The organism is Paraglaciecola aestuariivivens (genome assembly GCF_052983255.1).
On the sequence record NZ_JBRKBA010000012.1, the window covers coordinates 71,053 to 89,460 of the forward strand.

Annotated in this window: 20 protein-coding genes and 1 rRNA gene; 4 read left to right on the plus strand and 17 right to left on the minus strand. The window is 40.2% G+C overall.

Annotation, left to right across the window (positions count from 1 at the left end; genetic code table 11):
- Positions 1-3: 3 nt before the first annotated feature.
- From ACVCDT_RS15065 to ACVCDT_RS15075, 3 genes are read right to left on the minus strand one after another with little or no spacing between them, the layout of a single operon-like run.
- Positions 4-1,866, minus strand: a complete 1,863-nt coding sequence (locus ACVCDT_RS15065) for a GldG family protein (RefSeq protein ID WP_447133614.1) — start codon at positions 1,864-1,866, stop codon at positions 4-6.
- A gap of 2 nt (positions 1,867-1,868) precedes the next feature.
- The gene (locus ACVCDT_RS15070; RefSeq protein WP_447133615.1) at positions 1,869-2,603 is read right to left on the minus strand and encodes an ABC transporter permease subunit; all 735 of its coding nucleotides are present in this window, start codon (positions 2,601-2,603) and stop codon (positions 1,869-1,871) included.
- Positions 2,600-3,562, minus strand: coding sequence for an ABC transporter ATP-binding protein (locus tag ACVCDT_RS15075; RefSeq protein ID WP_447133616.1), 963 nt, complete (start codon positions 3,560-3,562; stop codon positions 2,600-2,602). Before ACVCDT_RS15075 ends, ACVCDT_RS15070 begins: the two co-directional genes overlap by 4 nt.
- A gap of 254 nt (positions 3,563-3,816) precedes the next feature.
- Here ACVCDT_RS15075 and ACVCDT_RS15080 point away from each other — a divergent pair, with 254 nt between their 5' ends.
- Positions 3,817-4,425, plus strand: coding sequence for an AhpA/YtjB family protein (locus tag ACVCDT_RS15080; RefSeq protein WP_447133617.1), 609 nt, complete (start codon positions 3,817-3,819; stop codon positions 4,423-4,425).
- 14 nt (positions 4,426-4,439) lie between these two features.
- Here the strand turns inward: ACVCDT_RS15080 and ACVCDT_RS15085 are convergent, their stop codons facing one another.
- The 10 genes from ACVCDT_RS15085 to rpoE form a co-directional block, all read right to left on the minus strand.
- Complete coding sequence (locus ACVCDT_RS15085) at positions 4,440-5,228, minus strand: TatD family hydrolase (RefSeq protein WP_447133618.1); 789 nt, start codon at positions 5,226-5,228, stop codon at positions 4,440-4,442.
- 3 nt (positions 5,229-5,231) lie between these two features.
- Positions 5,232-5,873 (minus strand): pyridoxamine 5'-phosphate oxidase, encoded by a 642-nt coding sequence (pdxH, locus tag ACVCDT_RS15090; RefSeq protein WP_447133619.1) that lies wholly within the window; start codon positions 5,871-5,873, stop codon positions 5,232-5,234.
- 24 nt (positions 5,874-5,897) lie between these two features.
- The gene (gene era, locus ACVCDT_RS15095) at positions 5,898-6,827 is read right to left on the minus strand and encodes a GTPase Era (protein ID WP_447133620.1); all 930 of its coding nucleotides are present in this window, start codon (positions 6,825-6,827) and stop codon (positions 5,898-5,900) included.
- Positions 6,817-7,503 carry a ribonuclease III gene (gene rnc / locus ACVCDT_RS15100; RefSeq protein ID WP_447133621.1) on the minus strand — a complete coding sequence of 229 codons (687 nt, stop codon included), beginning with the start codon at positions 7,501-7,503 and terminating at the stop codon, positions 6,817-6,819. The genes era and rnc overlap by 11 nt, the downstream gene beginning before the upstream one ends.
- A complete protein-coding gene (lepB, locus tag ACVCDT_RS15105) occupies positions 7,504-8,409 on the minus strand; it encodes a signal peptidase I (RefSeq protein WP_447133622.1) in 906 nt (301 codons plus the stop codon).
- Positions 8,410-10,206 (minus strand): translation elongation factor 4, encoded by a 1,797-nt coding sequence (gene lepA, locus ACVCDT_RS15110; RefSeq protein ID WP_447133623.1) that lies wholly within the window; start codon positions 10,204-10,206, stop codon positions 8,410-8,412. It abuts the gene before it with no gap.
- A 170-nt stretch (positions 10,207-10,376) separates the two neighbouring features.
- On the minus strand, positions 10,377-10,865 hold the full coding sequence (locus ACVCDT_RS15115; protein ID WP_447133624.1) for a SoxR reducing system RseC family protein: 489 nt from the start codon (positions 10,863-10,865) through the stop codon (positions 10,377-10,379).
- Positions 10,866-11,885 (minus strand): MucB/RseB family sigma factor regulatory protein, encoded by a 1,020-nt coding sequence (locus ACVCDT_RS15120; protein ID WP_447133625.1) that lies wholly within the window; start codon positions 11,883-11,885, stop codon positions 10,866-10,868.
- The gene (locus ACVCDT_RS15125; protein ID WP_447133626.1) at positions 11,863-12,492 is read right to left on the minus strand and encodes a sigma-E factor negative regulatory protein; all 630 of its coding nucleotides are present in this window, start codon (positions 12,490-12,492) and stop codon (positions 11,863-11,865) included. Before ACVCDT_RS15125 ends, ACVCDT_RS15120 begins: the two co-directional genes overlap by 23 nt.
- Positions 12,493-12,533: 41 nt before the next feature.
- Positions 12,534-13,115 (minus strand): RNA polymerase sigma factor RpoE, encoded by a 582-nt coding sequence (rpoE, locus tag ACVCDT_RS15130; protein ID WP_447133627.1) that lies wholly within the window; start codon positions 13,113-13,115, stop codon positions 12,534-12,536.
- Between the two features lie 237 nt (positions 13,116-13,352).
- Here rpoE and nadB point away from each other — a divergent pair, with 237 nt between their 5' ends.
- A complete protein-coding gene (gene nadB, locus ACVCDT_RS15135; RefSeq protein WP_447133628.1) occupies positions 13,353-14,951 on the plus strand; it encodes an L-aspartate oxidase in 1,599 nt (532 codons plus the stop codon).
- Here the strand turns inward: nadB and ACVCDT_RS15140 are convergent.
- From ACVCDT_RS15140 to ACVCDT_RS15150, 3 genes are read right to left on the minus strand one after another with little or no spacing between them, the layout of a single operon-like run.
- Positions 14,941-15,846, minus strand: coding sequence for a MaoC/PaaZ C-terminal domain-containing protein (locus tag ACVCDT_RS15140; RefSeq protein ID WP_447133629.1), 906 nt, complete (start codon positions 15,844-15,846; stop codon positions 14,941-14,943). The two genes, nadB and ACVCDT_RS15140, sit on opposite strands and share 11 nt — an antisense overlap.
- Positions 15,843-16,286 carry a protein YgfX gene (locus ACVCDT_RS15145; protein WP_447133630.1) on the minus strand — a complete coding sequence of 148 codons (444 nt, stop codon included), beginning with the start codon at positions 16,284-16,286 and terminating at the stop codon, positions 15,843-15,845. The genes ACVCDT_RS15140 and ACVCDT_RS15145 overlap by 4 nt, the downstream gene beginning before the upstream one ends.
- Positions 16,273-16,524, minus strand: a complete 252-nt coding sequence (locus ACVCDT_RS15150) for an FAD assembly factor SdhE (RefSeq protein ID WP_447133631.1) — start codon at positions 16,522-16,524, stop codon at positions 16,273-16,275. Before ACVCDT_RS15150 ends, ACVCDT_RS15145 begins: the two co-directional genes overlap by 14 nt.
- Positions 16,525-16,687: 163 nt before the next feature.
- Between ACVCDT_RS15150 and ygfZ the strand changes: the two genes are divergently transcribed.
- Complete coding sequence (gene ygfZ / locus ACVCDT_RS15155; protein WP_447133632.1) at positions 16,688-17,635, plus strand: tRNA-modifying protein YgfZ; 948 nt, start codon at positions 16,688-16,690, stop codon at positions 17,633-17,635.
- Positions 17,636-17,672: 37 nt separating this feature from the next.
- Positions 17,673-18,158: an FKBP-type peptidyl-prolyl cis-trans isomerase gene (locus ACVCDT_RS15160; protein ID WP_447133633.1), complete on the plus strand. Its 486-nt coding sequence runs from the start codon at positions 17,673-17,675 to the stop codon at positions 18,156-18,158.
- 135 nt (positions 18,159-18,293) lie between these two features.
- Here ACVCDT_RS15160 and rrf read toward each other — a convergent pair.
- Positions 18,294-18,408 (minus strand): 5S ribosomal RNA (rrf, locus tag ACVCDT_RS15165).

Genomic DNA, 18,408 nt, shown 5'->3' on the forward strand with positions numbered 1-18,408 from the left:
GATTCATTCCTTTACCATTAACAAATCAGAAGATGGCTTAGCTCTAAACATTGCTCTTAGGCCAATTAATATCAAAATTAACAATAACGGAGCAACGCCAATATTGATTAACTTTATCCAATTGCCCAAACTTTCAATGTCTTTGTCTAGTTGATGGCGGACTTCGCGCAAAGATTTACGAATGCTGATTTTTTTCTGCATAAAGTCATCTATGGCTTTTTGTTGCTCAGCAGAAATAACTAAAGCGCTGCCCTCACCTTGTTGATTTTGTAATTGCAATAATTGCTGCTCAGTTTCTGCTAATTGTTGTTGCAAAATCTGTTCTTGCTCTCTAAATTTTTGCTCAGCAACTAAGGTTAGTTGGTCAACCTTGGCAAAAGGGCGGGCAAAAGTGCCGCGACTTCGAATGCTAATTAATGCATCACTACCCGCAAAGTTTTCAACCGCGTTAGCCACAAAGTCACCATTATTGGCAAAAGGCGTCACTATGACTTGACCAAAGAAATTCGATTGCTGTACCCAAAAACGGTCAGCTAATAAATCGGTATCTGCAACTAAAATAACATTGAGATTGTCTGTACTACTAACTAAAGAGTCTGACTCTACTCCTTCTGGCACACTATCAAAAGCCGATTTAGCAGAGCCAGATAACCTTGCCGCAACAACATACTGTTGTTGCTGACTCTGATAATTTTTGGCTAATTCATCGGGATTTTGGGTGCTGGCATAAATAGATGAGGCCATTAAGTCACTATTTTCACTAGATGAAAATAATGCCGAAAATTGCGTTTGGCTGTTTTCTATTTTATTCAGCACGCCAAAAGACGCACCATTTACAATATCTAATTGGGACGTCAGAACATCCTGCTGATCTAACAAAGTGTTATCTAAGCCTACAAAACCAAAGTGGCGTGCTACCCCACCAGCTTGAGTGCGAATATCTAAACCAGCCAAAGCGTCTAGTAATACCTGCTCGCTATCAAAGTTCACGCCCCATGCTTTTAATAAATCTGCTAGATTCGAGGCGTTTGCCCCTTGCATAGGCCCACGCATCATGGCCATAGGATCCGATTCATTGTGCGGATCTAAAAAGGCAATGATTTTACCTCCCTGTAAGGCAAATTGATCTATGGCAAAACGTAACGCCTCAGAATAGTCCTGCGGGTGTATGATCATTAACACATCAGTATCTGATGGCAAAGTTTGAGCATCACTACCTAACTGCTCAACATCGTATAACTGTTGCAATTGGGTGTAAAAAGTCCAAGGTGGATCAAATTGCCCTGTCATAGGGTTTTGCCCACCGCCAATATTAAGATCGCTAAGCAAGGTCAGTTTAATTGGCTCGGGATTGCTTAATTGATAAATTAACTTACTAATTTCATACTCTAAAAAGCGCTCTTTTTGTGGGTCGAAAAAGGCAATAGTTTGATGTTGGTCTAGGGCATTAGTTGCGGCTAAGCCTAAATATATGGCTTCGCCTGCCGCGCCTATATTAGCTGCGGTTAAACCAAATTGGTCGGCTCTATCTTCTTGCTCAGAAAAAGGTTGTGGGTCCAAAATTTGCACACGTAACTTACCCTGTGCGTAAGTTGCGTACTCTTGCAACAAGCTTTCTACGCGGCCAGCATAATTACGTAAACTTGTCATATTTTTGCTGGCTTTGTCTGAGAAGAAAAAATAAAGATTGATGGGCTCATCAATGCTATCTAGCACTTTTTTACTGCCATCGGAAAGCGAATAAACCTGATTTTCGGTTAAATCTAAACGAACCGAAGAGAACATGTGGTTATTGATAAATACCAATGCACCAAAGAGTAAAATCAATAAAACCAGACTGACTGAAGAAGTGAATTTTTGACCCATTATTAATCTGCCTTCTTTTGTTCAATAACGACTAAACCAATACCTAACCAAAATAAGGTGACCAGTAAAAAGTACCCCAAATCATTTAAGGCAATGACGCCTTTGGCCATAGCCTCAAAATGGGTTAAAAAGCTAAATGAAGCAACAGTATCTATCACTATGGATGGCGCCCAACTTTTAAAGGCATCTAACACGATATTAGTGCCACTTACCACAAACAAAAAACACACCACTACAGCTAAAATAAAAGCGATGACTTGGTTTTTAGTAAGTGCCGACATACACATGCCTATAGCCAAAAAGGCCCCAGCCATTAACCAGCTACCTAAGTAGGCGGCGATAATGATACCGTTGTCTGGCGCGCCCAAATAATTAACCGTCAACCATAACGGAAAAGTTAACAACAAAGATAAGCCTAACACCGCCCAGGCGGCTAAATGTTTAGCTAGCATAGCCTGCCAAGTGGATATAGGTAGGGTCATTAGCAGCTCTATACTGCCGCTTTTGCGTTCTTCAGACCAACTGCGCATAGCTATAGCTGGTACTAAAAATAAATATAACCAAGGATGGAAGTTAAAAAATGGAAGTAGATCGGCTTGACCACGTTCATACAGTCCGCCTACAAAAAAGCTAAAGACCCCAGATAACACCAAAAAAATACCTATAAATACATAGGCGACTGGGGTGGCAAAAAAACTAGCAAACTCACGTTTAAATAAAATGCTAACCTTGCTCATGAATGACTTACCTCTTCTACGCTTTGTGACTCGCTTTTACTGGTCACTCCTTGAGTTATTTGTCTAAATACTTCGTCTAACCTACCTTGCTCTACAAACAAGCTATCTACTGGTAACTTGCACCTTTGGGCATGGGCAGTCACTAAATGTAGAATTTGTGCGCCAGGTTTGGGAAATAAGGTCACACGGCCGCTGCTTAAATCTTCTTCCATTTCGGCTACGCCCTCTAACTCAGCTAGTTCTGAAGCATCTGCGCGATAGCTAAAATACAAGGTCACGGCTCCGTAATATTTGGATAAGCGGTTTAGTGCCTCTGGGCTATCATCAAACAATAACTTACCTTTTGCGATAATCATGACTCTGTTACAAACTGCGGTTACTTCTTCGAGGATATGAGTGGAAATAATCACAATTTTGTCTTTGGCTAAATTTTTAATTAATTCGCGAACTTGATGTTTTTGGTTAGGATCTAACCCGTCTGTAGGCTCATCTAAAATTAAAATTTCGGGATCATGTAGTATGGCTTGAGCAAGTCCAACACGGCGTTTAAAACCTTTAGAAAGGTTTTCTATGGGCTTATCTAAAACGTCTTGTAATTCGACTTGCTGTATGACTTGTTGCAACCTCGCCTTTTTATCAGCGCCCTTAAAGCCCCTCACTTTGGCAATAAAGTTTAAAAATTGCCAGGGCGTCATATCAGCATAAGCGGGCGCCCCTTCGGGCAAATAACCTATGCGTTTTTTGATGGCCAAAGCAGAGGATTCTAAAGATAAATCTGCGACCTCAATTTTGCCACTGGTAGGCTGAAGAAAACCCGTTAACATTTTCATTGTTGTGGACTTTCCGGCTCCATTCGGTCCCAAAAATCCAACCACATCGCCGGGCTGGATATCAAAAGACAGATCATCTACTGCCTTAAAACCATTAAAAGATTTAGATAAATTTTTTACTGAGATCATAATAATCCTGTAATGACCAAAATCGAATGCGCAATAGATATAGTGATAGCCTAACTAATTTCAATATATCTATTCCCTGTTTATAAAAAAAATGCTGACTTTTTCTTCGTTTAAATATTTAGTACACCAAGGCTAAGGTGACTCTTTACTAAAGTTGTGCGAGTCAAATCAGGTCAAGACTTTGGCTAAGCAAAATGCCTAGTGTTGAATCAATTAGCTTGGCATAGAAAAGGATTTATTCTATTGTCCTTATTATGCAGCAAATTAATAGCCCATTTTTATCGTCACCTATCATGCTTCCCAGTCGTTATTCGATCTTTAAACGAATAGCGAACTTAATTATTGCCGTCATAGTGCTAATTTTATGTATTAATCTATGGTTAATTGGCTCACAACATTCAGCTAATTGGCATAACAAACAGCTAAACCAACTTGGCGACAGTTTAACCAGTTTAGCTGCCCGCATTATGACAGATTCGTTGTTGGCCGATAATTCAACTCAATTAACCGCTCAATTGAAACATTTGACCGCTGATCGTCATGTTAAGTCGGCCACCTTATTTGACGAAAAAGGTTCGGTACTGGCCAATAATCAGCAATTTGTTTCAGTAGTAGCGGAATTTAAACTCAGCCAAGAAACGCCCTTAGTCTTTGTGCGCAGCCTAATTCATGAACAACAAGTGATTGGTTATCTAAGTGTAATTTTAAATAAACAAGCAGTCATGGCTCATCACGCTGAATATCAGCAACAGTTTTATCAACAATTACAAATGTTAATGTTGTTAGCCGCCATTGCTGGATTAATTGCGACTCGCGCCTTTTATAAATTTAAGTATCGTAAAGGTAACAAAGATAAAGTCTAAACACTTAGTTACGCTTATATATTCTTTAAACAACCTTGCACATTTTTTAATAAAGCCGTCTGTATTTGTGCTTTTGGCTCAGCCCGCAGTTCACATAAGGCTGCCAATATTATGGGGAGATTTTCTGGACTATTACGCTGACCTTGTTTGCCATAGAGCGGCATATCTGGTGCGTCGGTTTCTAACACTAAACTAGATAAAGGTAAGTTTGCCACTGTTGTGCGAGTTTTATTTGCGCGTGGATAAGTTATACCGCCACCTACCCCTATTTTAAAGCCTAATTCAAGATATGACATTGCTTGTTCTTTACTGCCAGAAAAGGCATGCACTATTCCTCCTTGGCTAAATTTTTGTTGTTTAATCAGGCGTAGCAACTGATTATGAGAACGTCTGTGATGCAATATCACGGGCAAGGCTAAGTCTTGGGCTAAATTTAATTGCTTAATAAAAACGTCTTCTTGTAGCTGCCAATTGACATCTATTGCGCCATCTAAGCCTATTTCACCTAATGCCACTACCTGCGATTTATAGTCATCAAGCAAAGCGGCCAGTAAAGTTAAATGTTCGGCTGAATATTGTGCTAAAAAATAAGGATGCAGCCCAAGTGCGAACTTAATTTGTGCATACTGGCTAGCCAAAGCGATTTGCCCGGCCCAACCACTGGCCTGAGTGCCTGGCAGCACAATAGTTGAAATATTAGCCTGTTGGCAGCTTCGTAAAATGTCTGCTCTGTCTTGATCAAAGCAAGAAAAATCTAAATGACAATGGCTATCAATCAAATCAACTTTGACAGATTTTGACATATTTTAAGGCATTAAACGTTTAGTTTGCCAACTGCCATCAGCCGCTTTAGTGTAAACAAAGCGGTCATGAAGTCTATGTTCTCCACCTTGCCAAAACTCAATTTCGTGCGGCTCTACACAATAGCCTCCCCAAAAACTGGGCAAAGGCACTTCACCTTTAGCAAACTTCTCTTTAGCTTCTGAAAATTTAGCCATTAATAACGCTTTACTACTAATTGGCCGACTTTGAGCTGAAGCCCAAGCAGCAATTTGGCTAGGCTTAGGGCGAGACATAAAATACTTAGCCACTTGAGTTTTAGTTAGGGGTTTGGCTATACCACAAACTTTGACTTGTCTGTCTAGTGTGTGCCAAGGAAAGTGCAGAGAAATCTTGGGGTTGTGTTGTAATTCAATGGCTTTTCTACTTTGGGTATTGGTGTAAAACACAAACCCTTTTTCGGTTAGGTCTTTTAATAAAACAATACGTTGTGACGGTTGGCCAGTGCTATCAACACTGGCCACTGTCATGGCTGTTGGATCGGCTAAATTGGCGTCCACAGCATTTTGTAACCAAAGCTCGAATAAAGTAAAAGGACTAGCGGTGAGATCGTGTTCGTCTAAACCAGCTTGAGTATATTCGCGGCGCATATCACTAATAGACTTCATTTTATGTCCTTAATCTAAACTTTTTTAGCTATCTAATCCGTACCCTAAGCTTCTAAGTGCACGTTCGTCGTCGGCCCACCCCGACTTCACTTTCACCCACAGCTCTAAATAAACTTTGGCATCAAATAACACTTCTAGATCTTTGCGAGATTCAGCGCCAATGGTTTTTAGGCGCTGACCACCTTTACCTATCACCATACTTTTTTGCGTGTCGCGCTCAACTAAAATTAACCCATTGATACGATACACACCATTTTCAGCCAATAAAAATTGTTCAATCTCTACTGTGATGGAATAAGGTAATTCATCGCCGGTAAAACGCATTAATTTTTCGCGAATAATTTCGGCTGCCATAAAGCGACTAGAACGGTCGGTAATATAATCTTCTGGGAAATAGAATTCACTTTCTGGCAAGGTTTCAAATATTAACCCGCGCAGTTGCTCGACATTTTTACCGGTTTTAGCAGAAATAGGCATAATTTGTTGAAAGCTATGTTGCTCACCCAACCATTTTAAATGGGGCAGCATGGTTTCTTTGTCTTTTACGTTGTCTGATTTATTCACTATCAACCAACAAGGGGCGCCAGATTGTTGAATTTTAGTCAGAACCATTTGATCATCATCTGTCCATTTGGTGCCTTCTACTAAAAACAAAACTAAACCCACATCACCAATAGAACTTGAGGCTGCCCGGTTCATAAAACGATTTATCGCGCGCTTTTCTTCAATATGTAAACCAGGCGTATCGACATAAATAGCTTGGCGGTTTTCTTCGCTATCTATCCCCATAATACGGTGACGAGTAGTTTGTGGCTTACGCGAGGTAATACTGACCTTTTGCCCAAGCAGTTTATTTAATAAGGTAGACTTACCCACATTAGGGCGCCCCACTATGGCAATCATGCCGCAATAGGTAGGGTGCTCGGCCTCAAAATTGGGCGTATTATTTGTCATTAGTTAGTATCTCAAATGCTTGTTTGGCGGCGCGTTGTTCTGCTTTGCGGCGGCTATTTCCTCTACCCATTATAGGTGCTTTTATGCCTTCTACTGTACAAGCCACGTAAAAGGTTTGGTCATGTGACTTACCTTTTATTTCGGTGACTTCATACAGAGGTAGAGGTAGTTTTTTCCCTTGTAAATATTCTTGTAGGCGAGTTTTATGATCTTTGGATACCGCTTCTGGATCTAAAGCTTGAATTCTTTGATCGAACCATGCCAAAACTAAAGATTCACAGGTTTCCATTCCTGCTTCTAAATATATGGCACCTATTATGGCTTCAACAGCATCGGCTAAAATAGAATCACGTCTAAATCCACCGCTTTTTAATTCACCAGGCCCTAACAATAACAAATCACCAAGTTCAAATTCTCTGGCTACTTCGGCTAAGGTGTCGCCTTTAACTAAACTTGAGCGCATGCGTGTAAGTTTGCCTTCTGGCTGTTTTGGAAAACGCTGATACAGGGCTTTAGCAATCACCATACCCAAAATGGCGTCACCTAAAAACTCTAAGCGTTCGTTGTGTTTTTTACTCGCACTTCTGTGTGTTAAAGCGGCGGTTAAATTGGCCGCATCAGCAAAGGTATAACCAATGCGTTTATACAAAGGTAAATAAGGATTTACTATGGGCATTTATTGAATGCCACCTACACGTTCAAAACGTACACCTGATGGGATCCAACTTGGTATCCAGCTGCTGGGCGCGCGGTCAAATTCAAAACTTATCCAAATAGCCACGGCTTTACCCACTAAATTTTCGTCTGGAACAAAGCCCCAAAAACGTCCATCTTCACTGTTATCTCTATTATCACCTAACACAAAATAATGCCCTTCTGGCACTATCCATTCATCAACTTGGGTGCCAGGTTGTGAATAGTATCTGTGGGTAGGTGCGCGCCCTTGAGTACGGTAAATTTGATGTGACACTTCACCTAATTGCTCAGTATATTTTTCTAAGGGTGCAAACTGCTGATAGGCCTCGCCTCGACTTTCAAAGTTTAGCTCGACTTTTTTCATGGGCAAACAATTTGCAGAATCATGGCAAGCAGGTTTGATTTGCAATTGTTTATCGCGGTAAATCACAGTGTCGCCAGGCAAGCCAACCACTCGTTTAATGTAATCTAGGTTAGGCTGAGGTGGAAACTTAAACACCACTACGTCACCCCGCTCCGGCTGGCCAATGTCCACAAACTTTTTGCGCATTACCGGATCTTTTAAGCCATAAGTGAATTTTTCGACCAAAATAAAATCCCCTACCAATAAGGTAGGCATCATAGAGCCAGATGGAATTTGAAAGGGCTCATATAAAAATGAACGCAACACCATAACAAAAGCTATTACCGGAAAAATTTGTTGGGCGGTGTCCACTAACCAAGGCAAGGATTTGTCTTGGCTTAAATTGGCTGGGAGATTTCCAGGCCCATTTGCAGTTTCTAATCTTTCACGACGCTTAGGAGCAAACATTAAACTATCTATTAGCCAGATAAGACCAGACGCAACCGTTAGCACCACTAAAAAAATTGAAAAGTAATTAGCCATTTATTTTCCAACCTTCAATAATGCTAAAAAGGCTTCTTGGGGTAATTCCACATTACCGACTGACTTCATACGCTTTTTACCTTCTTTTTGCTTTTGTAGTAGCTTTTTCTTACGGCTTACGTCTCCGCCATAACACTTAGCAATAACGTTTTTACGTAATTGTTTAATGGTACTTCGCGCAATAATTTGATTGCCAATTGCAGCTTGAATAGCAATATCAAACATTTGACGAGGAATTAATTCACGTAATTTTTCAACCAACTCACGTCCACGGGTCACTGCATTATCTTTGTGCGTGATCATGGCTAAGGCATCTACACGCTCGCCATTAATAAGAATGTCTAGTCGTGACATTTCAGCGGCTTGGAAACGTTTAAAATTATAATCTAACGAGGCAAACCCACGACTGGTAGATTTTAATCGGTCAAAAAAGTCCATCACAACTTCTGCCATGGGTAAATCATAAGTCACAGCTACTTGTTTACCATGGTAGGTCATGCTGGTTTGCATACCGCGTTTTTCAACACATAAGGTAATTACACTGCCAAGATACTGTTGAGGTACTAAGATGTGGGCTTCAACTATTGGCTCTCGAATTTCAATTATATCGTTAACTGGTGGCAATTTAGACGGATTATCTACATAAACGGTTTCGTCACCTTTGGCGATAACTTCGTAAACCACTGTAGGAGCGGTTGTGATTAGATCAAGATCGTACTCTCGCTCTAATCTTTCTTGAATGATTTCCATGTGCAACATGCCTAGGAAACCAATTCTGAAACCAAAACCAAGTGCCGAGGAGCTTTCTGGCTCGAAGAACAAAGAGGCATCGTTAAGACTTAACTTAGCTAAGGCGTCTCGAAAGTCTTCATAATCATCAGAGCTGATTGGAAATAATCCCGCATAAACTTGCGGCTTAACTTTTTTAAAGCCTGGTAAAGCTTGAGCGGCGGGTTGTTTAGCTAGGGTAATAGTATCGCCTACTGGTGCCCCATGAATTTCTTTAATACCCGCAATAATAAAACCTACTTCGCCGGCTTTTAACACCCCTGTATCTTTCATTTTAGGGGTAAAAATTCCTACTTTGTCTGCTTGGTGTACACCACCAGTAGACATAATTTTAATTTTGTCATTTTTATGCAACTGACCTTCCATGATACGCACCAAAGATACAACACCTTGATAATTATCAAACCATGAATCAACTATCAGCGCTTTCAAGGGAACATCTATTTCCCCCTGAGGTGGCGGAACTTGACGCACTATCACTTCTAATACGTCTTCAATGCCAATACCGGTTTTTGCCGAGCAACGCACAGCATCTATCGCATCAATACCTACTATGTCTTCTATTTCTTCAGCAACACGTTCAGGCTCAGCTTGGGGTAAGTCAATTTTATTTAGAATTGGCACGACTTCCATATCTAAATCAATGGCGGTATAACAGTTGGCCAAGGTTTGAGCTTCTACGCCCTGACCTGCATCTACCACCAACAACGCCCCTTCACAGGCCGCTAATGAGCGCGAAACTTCGTAACTAAAATCAACGTGCCCTGGGGTGTCGATAAAGTTTAGTTGATAGGTTTCCCCATCTTTGGCGGTGTAATTTAGTGTGACACTTTGTGCTTTAATCGTAATGCCACGCTCTTTTTCAATATCCATTGAATCAAGAACTTGCTCAGACATTTCGCGACTCGTTAAGCCACCACAGTGTTGAATAAGACGATCAGATAGGGTCGACTTACCGTGATCTATATGGGCGATGATAGAAAAATTTCGTATGTGCTTATGTTGCATAAAATTAACAAAGTTACCAAGTATGATTGATTCCACACAACTAGATAAACCAAGGAGTTGTTGCTAGTTTGGGACAAAAAATTAAATAGGCGGGAATTTTACAGTTTTATCAGTCACTTTGCGACATAACACGCATATTGTTTGCAGTTTTTTATATAGCTTATTGATGGCTATAGCTGTTTGCACACTATTTTTGGGTCTTTATCTGGCAAAACTTGCAATATTTGTGGCGAATATTGGGTATTGCTAGTGCGGTTTAATTTATATTTAACCACACGCATGGCCAGATAAGTGGTTACTCCTGCTAAGCCAATTATCCATAATTCTGAGGTTAACCCCATTGTGGGTAAAACTAATGTGCCCGCTAAAGCTGAACACAGCAGAACAAACATAGGCAATAAGTACATCAGCATAGAGGCTTTTAACAAGCTTTCTTCAGTCACACCTAAGCTCACTTGTTGGCCAATTTTGACCGCTTTATCATAGTTAAACTTGAGTCGTTGGGTTTTGTTACCTAAAACTTTAGCAATGGCGCCAGTTCCACAATTATTTTGAGCTTGGCAACTGCCACAAGTGGTTTTTATTTGTGTTTCAACCCAAATAACCTGCCCAGATTGAGCTTGTTCAATGGCACAAATTTTCCCAACTTCTTTAATCACCTACTGCACCCTTTGCACTGACTTAGCAATAGCATTGGCGGTATTGGCGGGTAATTTTCCGATTACAGTGACATTAATGTCGCCATTTTGAATGGTTAACAATGTATCCGATTGCATAGTCCCGACTAAATTACTCAAGGCAGAGGCATTTTGATGTTCTTGCAAATACACAGATACATCCACTAAGCCGTCGCTTAACATAAAGTATTCAATATTTTCGTTTGAGTCAGGTAAGCGACGAATATCGCGTTTGATCACTTTCATACCTATGGGTAAATAGCTAATGTCCCATCGAAAGTTTTTTTGCGCACTAGAATTAAAACTGACTATGTCTGGCAACATATCAGGTTCGATTTTAGCAAAAAATGGATCAGGCATTTTAGTTACTTGTAAACCCGTGACTTGAATTTGTTCAAGCAATTGAGCTTTGTTATTAAACATATTCATTTTTAACAACAAACCGGTTTCTTGATCTAGCCAAACATTTAAACCAAAGCGACTTTTGTCTTTACTGATAATTCTAATTTGCTGCGCCGCCCGACCAGAAATACGGCTTCTTCCAACCATTACAAAATCATAGCCCTGATCTAAATTAGTAGGTTGTTGAAATAAATCGTTTGAAAATGGGCCGTTTATTCGGTCAGATTGTAAGCTATAAGGTGGAAAGTTTGGTTCAAAATAGCTGACCTTATTGCCAATTCTCACCACTTCTCTACCTGGACCATTTAACAAGTTTAATTGTTCCATTTGCAAGCCATCTTCATTTACAGCATGGCGCCAAACATAAGGTTCAGCATCAACCCCAGGTTTTAATAACACAAAGGTAATAGTGTAATTTAAAGATTGTACGGCACTGGCCATTTTGCTTAACCATGCTTGGGCAGTATTGCTTGGATAATTGCTGCTTACTGGGTCGTCTTGTGGTGTTTCTTGACTTAAGGCCTGAATAGAAAAAAAACTACATAAAAACAGAGCCCAATAGGCTCTGTTTAAGTTTTTATTGAGGAGTATTTTCAACAACGTCTGACTGCGCCTCTTGAGTAGTAGGATCTAAGTTCAATGCTGGTTTAGTTTGCGGCATGTGAACTGTTTTAAAACGTAATTGTTGTTTGTGATCTGCCATAAAAGCATTAATACGGCGCTTTTGCTCAAGTCCATCTGAGTTAGGAATAGCCCGTGTTTGATCAAAACTCACAGGAGACAATCCACCTTGAACACTCATAATTGGGGCCGCTGAATTAAACGGCTGCACAGTATTAGATTGATTGACTTGCTGCACACCAATAATCATAGCAACAGCAACAGATGCAGCAATTGCCATTTGCCCACCTTGTTTAGCAAAAGGGATAACATTGGCAACTAAAGGCAAATCACGCCATGATTTTTTGTTGGGGGCAAGTATGGCCGGTTCATTCTCAATGGCTTGGGCGACCTTAGCGGATATATCGAAGTTTAATTCTTTGGGTAGCTCTTGACGTAAAGTATCTCGAATTAAATGATAACGCTGCCACTTTTGCTGCAGATTAGCATCACCTTTAAGCGAGTCTATGGCATTCGTCGACTTTGTATTAAAAGATAACTCTTCACCATCGACTAACGCTGACAAATTTTCAATTTCTTGCGACATACAATAAGGTTCCCGCTAATTTAAATAGGTTTTGCTAAACATTAATCATTCATCATTAAAGGCTGAATAACTTTATCTAATGCTTCTCTGGCTCTAAATATTCTAGATCTTACGGTACCAACAGGGCAATCCATAACATTAGCAATATCTTCGTAGCTTAAGCCGTCTAATTCACGCAAACTTATCGCCATACGTAAATCTTCTGGTAGTTTCTCCATAGTGTCAAACAATAGCTTTTCCATTTGCTCTGACATCAAACTCTTTTCAGGAGAGTTATTTTCTTTTAACGCATCGCTTCCGTCGTAATAATCCGCTTCCTCTGCATCCACATCGTTAGCGGGCGGCTTTCTTCCTTGCGACACTAAATAATTTTTCGCACTGTTCACCGCTATGCGGTACAACCAAGTGTAAAACGCGCTATCGCCTCTAAAATTAGGCAGAGCTCTGTATGCTTTAATAAAAGCCTCTTGGGTGACATCAGCCACATCCCCTGAGTTTTTTACATACCTGGAAACCAAATACGACACTTTATGTTGGTACTTAGTGACCAAAAGCCCGTATGCGTTTTTGTCTCCCTTCTGCACTCTTTCAACTATTTGTTGATCTACTATTTGCTCGCTCATTCGAGCCCCTACTCCTGTGCAAAAAAATACTACGGCTCATGCAAGCACCTATATTGACTCTAGCCTTTTCAAAAAGTTCGCCAATAACACGTTTTTTTTCAAAAAAATCAAGAATGTATAATTTATTAACCTAGCTTAGTGGAAATTTGCAACTTTTAGTCTACAAAAAGCATTGTAATTTATTACCTGTAAACTAGTATTGCCAACCAAATTTAATACATAGCTTTAGTTTACCCTATGCAACCTACTCTTGAACATCAATGTGATGTACTTATTATTGGCAGCGGTGCTGCTGGTCTAAGTCATGCGTTAAAATTAGCCGATCATTGCCAAGTTATAGTATTAAGCAAAAGTGATATTTCAGAAGGCTCAACTAAATACGCCCAAGGTGGTATAGCTGCAGTCTTTGATGAAAATGACTCAGTTGCCTCACATGTAGAAGATACACTATTGGCCGGAGACGGCTTATGTGATCCTGATGCAGTGTTATATACCGCCTCGCAAGCCAAAAAATGTATGCAGTGGTTAATAGATTTTGGCATGCCTTTCGATCAAGAGCCTTCGAAAGAAGGAGAAACAAGATTTCATTTAACCCGCGAAGGTGGGCATAGTCATAGACGAATTTTACATGCTGCTGATGCCACTGGAAAAGCAGTACAGCTTACCCTCATTGAAGCCGTGCAACAGCATCCCAACATTCACTTATTTCAACGTTATAACGCCATTGATTTAATAAAAAGCCAAACTAATAAAAAATCCTTGTTAGGGGCCTATGTTTGGAACAGAAAACGCGAAAGAGTAGAGGTTATACGTAGCAAGTTTATTTCTTTAGCCACAGGCGGTGCCAGTAAAGTTTATCAATATACCTCCAATCCAGATGTTTCCAGTGGTGATGGCATAGCTATGGCTTGGCGAGCTGGATGTAGAGTGGCCAATATGGAGTTTAATCAATTCCACCCAACCTGTTTATATCACCCTGAAGCGAGAAACTTTTTAATCACCGAGGCATTAAGAGGCGAAGGGGCCAAGTTATGTCACCCTGACGGCACCGCCTTTATGCATAAATTTGATACGCGTGGTGATTTAGCCCCAAGAGACATTGTAGCCAGAGCCATAGATTATGAAATGAAACGTCTAGGTGCAGATTGTATGTATTTAGATATCAGCCATAAATCTAGTGATTTTATTGTCAAACATTTTCCAAATATTTACCGAAAATGTCGTTCATTAGGAATAGATATAACTCAACAACCCATACCTGTGGTTCCAGCTGCTCATTATAGCTGTGGCGGGGTTATGACAGATCATCACGCCCAGACTGATTTAGACAACTTATATGCCATTGGCGAAGTAGCCTACACCGGACTTCATGGCGCTAATCGTATGGCTAGCAATTCATTATTAGAATGTATTGTTTATGCTCATTCTAGTGCAGAGCATATTTGTTCAAGGTTAAACCAAGCTAACTCGTCTGAGTCTATTAAAGCGTGGGATGAAAGCCAGGTGAGTAACTCTGACGAAGAGGTTATTATTCAACATAATTGGCACGAACTTAGGTTATTTATGTGGGATTACGTAGGTATTGTTCGCACTAATAAAAGATTAGAACGAGCGCGGCACAGAATAGAACTATTAAAGCAAGAGGTTAACGACTACTACTCACATTTTAAAGTGAGTAATAACCTACTCGAATTACGCAACTTACTTACAGTGGCCGAATTAATTGTGCAATGTGCGCAAGATCGCAAAGAAAGTCGCGGTTTACATTTTAATTTAGACTACCCCGAAAGACTCGACAACCCTAAGCCTACTATCTTAACCAACACTAGCTTATAGCTATGATGTTACCCACTAAATGAGGCTTGTCAGGCAATTGGGTGGTCAGCTGAAAAGCTAAATCTGCACTAGTTTTAAGGGGTGTTTGAGTGCTCAGGTTAATTTCATTGGGTAAATAAACCGGCTGTTTAAATTTAACCTGAGCTTTAAACCCCTCGTAAAGATCAAGTTTTTGCTGTTCAAATAATGATGACAGCACAAAAGCTTTTAACCACATACCATGCGCAATGGACTGTTTAAAGCCTAATAACCTCGCTGAAAATCCATACAAATGAATGGGATTAAAGTCTTTTGAAACCTTGGCATACTCTCGACCTAAATTGGCTTTTAACGGCCAACTTTTAAGTAACTCAAAGGGCAAAATTTTTGGTTTCTGACTAGAGTGCAACGATTTATTAGAGGCTAGAATGTGATCGCGGTACAAGTAAGTACTTTCACTGCTGTAAACCAATGAGCGACGATTAAAAACCTTTACACTAATAACAAGGGTCCAACCTTTGGCATGCGCCTGCAAGCTTGAAAAACAGCTTTGCAAACGCAGTTTTTGGCCTATTTTCATAGGTTTTAATAAAGTAACGCTATTTTCAACATGCACTAAACCTAGCAATGGAAATGGGCAATCTGCTAGATTCAACAATTTTAAATGCAGAGGAAATGCCAATACATGTAACACACAAGGGTGAACAAAGTTAGCGTTCTTGGGCCATTGCATAACTCTGTGACAGTTAGCCACTAAAGCCCGATCTAGCTGAACCTCTGATAATGTGAATTGAGTACTAGGTAGACACGGCTGTGTGCCATCTTTGGGTATTTTACTAATTTTAAACAAAGATTTAGCTAACAGTAAACTAATTGAAGGTAGTGAGTTTAAGCTCTGCTCAAAATCAGTATTCATGCGCTATGGCTTAATTGCTGTTGATAAAAAATCGCTCGACACATTCGTCTAAAGTCTCGCTCTGGTAATTGGTCTCTAAACACCAACAGCCATTTATTAAGCTTTTTGTCTAAGGCCGATTCTACATGAACAAACAACACTAGACTGGTTACTCTAGATTTAGAGGTTATCCAATAACTGATTTGTTGACCTTCTGAGGACTCTAACCAATCACCTTGTTGCGAAAAAACGATAGATTTTGAGCCCTGCTTATACTCTAGATAGAACTTCTTAAGTAGAAAAAAACTAATTATTAGCACTAAAACCAGTTGCAGAAGAAATTGCCCAGGGATTGCTTGTTTATGCCAACTAAAAATCGACAACAGCAAAATAAGGTAAAAAATACTTTGAAAGACAATTAATAACCGTGACGGTTGTAGATCAACTCTATACTTTGACACGATTAAGAATATGCTCAATCATGGCCTTGATTTCAGCATCCTGACATGGCTGATGTCCCATAAACCAAGCGTACAGGTCTGGATCATCAAAAGTCAGCAAGCGTTCAAAAACTAACTTTTGCTGTTCAGATAACTCGGCAAAACCTGTTTCTACAAAAGGCATAAAAAGCACATCGAGTTCTAACATACCCCTTCTACACGCCCACTTTAAACGCCCAAACCTTTGTTTATTAAACATTCACAGCCTCTAATTAAACCTTGTTGTTACCGCCAAACTGTACGGCAAACTAAATAAGCATAGATAATACCAGTAATATGAAATAGTTTTGAGCTCTTTGCTTGTTAAATCAATCTCATGCCCCATATTTAACAGCAGAATCAAAAGGGTTAAGGAACACTTAATGTCAGACACACAACCAAATAATAACCAAACTCTAGAGTATGCTGCCGAATTAACACATTTAGGCGTTATTCAATTATCTGGTGAAGAACGGGTTAAATATCTGCAAGGTCAAGTCACAGCAGATATAAACCAATTGAGTCCAAATAAAGCGCAATTGGCTTGCCATTGCGACTTTAAAGGAAAAATGTGGAGCACCTTAAAGGTTGTAAGCTGGCAAGACTCGATTTTGTTAATTACCCACAAATCGGTCATTGAACGATCTTTAGCTGAACTTAAAAAATATGGTGTGTTCGCCAAAGTAGAGATACAAGAGGTAAGTGATCAATGGATTTTGTCTGCTGGTAAAGGGCAAGCATTTGTTAGCCAACTAACTGAAATATTTACCCAGATACCCACAAACAACCTTGAATGTGTTTCTAGTGACCAAGGTCTAGTCATAAGTTTCACTCAACCCGAGCCGCGATATTTAGTATTGCAGCCGGCGCAGTCCAATAAGCTACTAAAAACAACTAACAACCAAAGCGGGAATTTATGGGAGCTTGACCAAATAAAATCAGGTTACGGCCAAATTGAGTCCACTAGCAGCAATGAATACATTCCGCAAATGCTAAATTTACAAGCTTTAGGCGCCATAGACTTTGAAAAAGGCTGCTATATGGGTCAAGAAGTGGTGGCTAGAACCAAATATTTAGGTCGTAACAAAAGAGCAGGTTTTATTCTTAAGACTGAGGGCTCTCATCAAAATTTAGCTGGCGAGCAACTAGAATATCAGGTTGGCGAGAATTGGCGCCCTGGCGGTAAAGTGCTAAATAGCGCAACAGATGGCAAAGCCACTTGGGCATTTGCAGTATTACCAAATGACCTGGCAAGCGGTGAAAAATTAAGGGTTAAATCAACGCCAGATACTATTTTGGTTACACAATCTTTGCCATACGAATTACAATAACATGAGTTAACATTACTCGAACATTTACAGGATCCCCATGATTATAGCTAACAATACCGTCGCAACCATTAACTTTACTGTGTGTTCAGCAGACGGGACTCAAATTGACTCATCAAGAAATGGTGAGCCTATGGTGTACTTACAAGGCAGCCACTTCTTGATCCAGGGCTTAGAAGACGAATTAGAAGGAAAGCAAGCTGGAGACAAGTTTGTTGTGGATATACCACCTAATTTAGCATATGGCGAACGCCACGAAGAATTAGTGCAAGCAGTTGATAAGTCTATGTTTGAAGGAATGGATGTTAACCCTGGTATGACATTCAGAGCCACTACAGATGATGGCGAGCAATCTGTGATGATTTTAGAAGTCAGTGATCAAGACGTAATTGTTGATGGTAATCATCCTCTTTCTGGGTTAACACTTAACTTCGACGTTGAAATTTTAGAAGTTAGAAACGCCACAGAAGAAGAAATCGCCCATGGTCACCCGCATACCGAAGGTGGCTGTGGTCATTCCCATTAATTAATATAAACAAAACCTAAGGCGTTCAATAGAACGCCTTTTTTATGCCCTAAAGTAAATTAAAAACCCGCACTCCCAAAATTTTAGACATAAAAAAAGGGCCAACCATTCGGTTAGCCCTTTCTTAGAATGGGAGTCTGGCAATGTGCTACTCTCGCATGGGGAAACCCCAAACTACCATCGCCGCTAATGTGTTTCACTTCTGAGTTCGGAATGGGATCAGGTGGTACCACATCGCTATTGTCGCCAG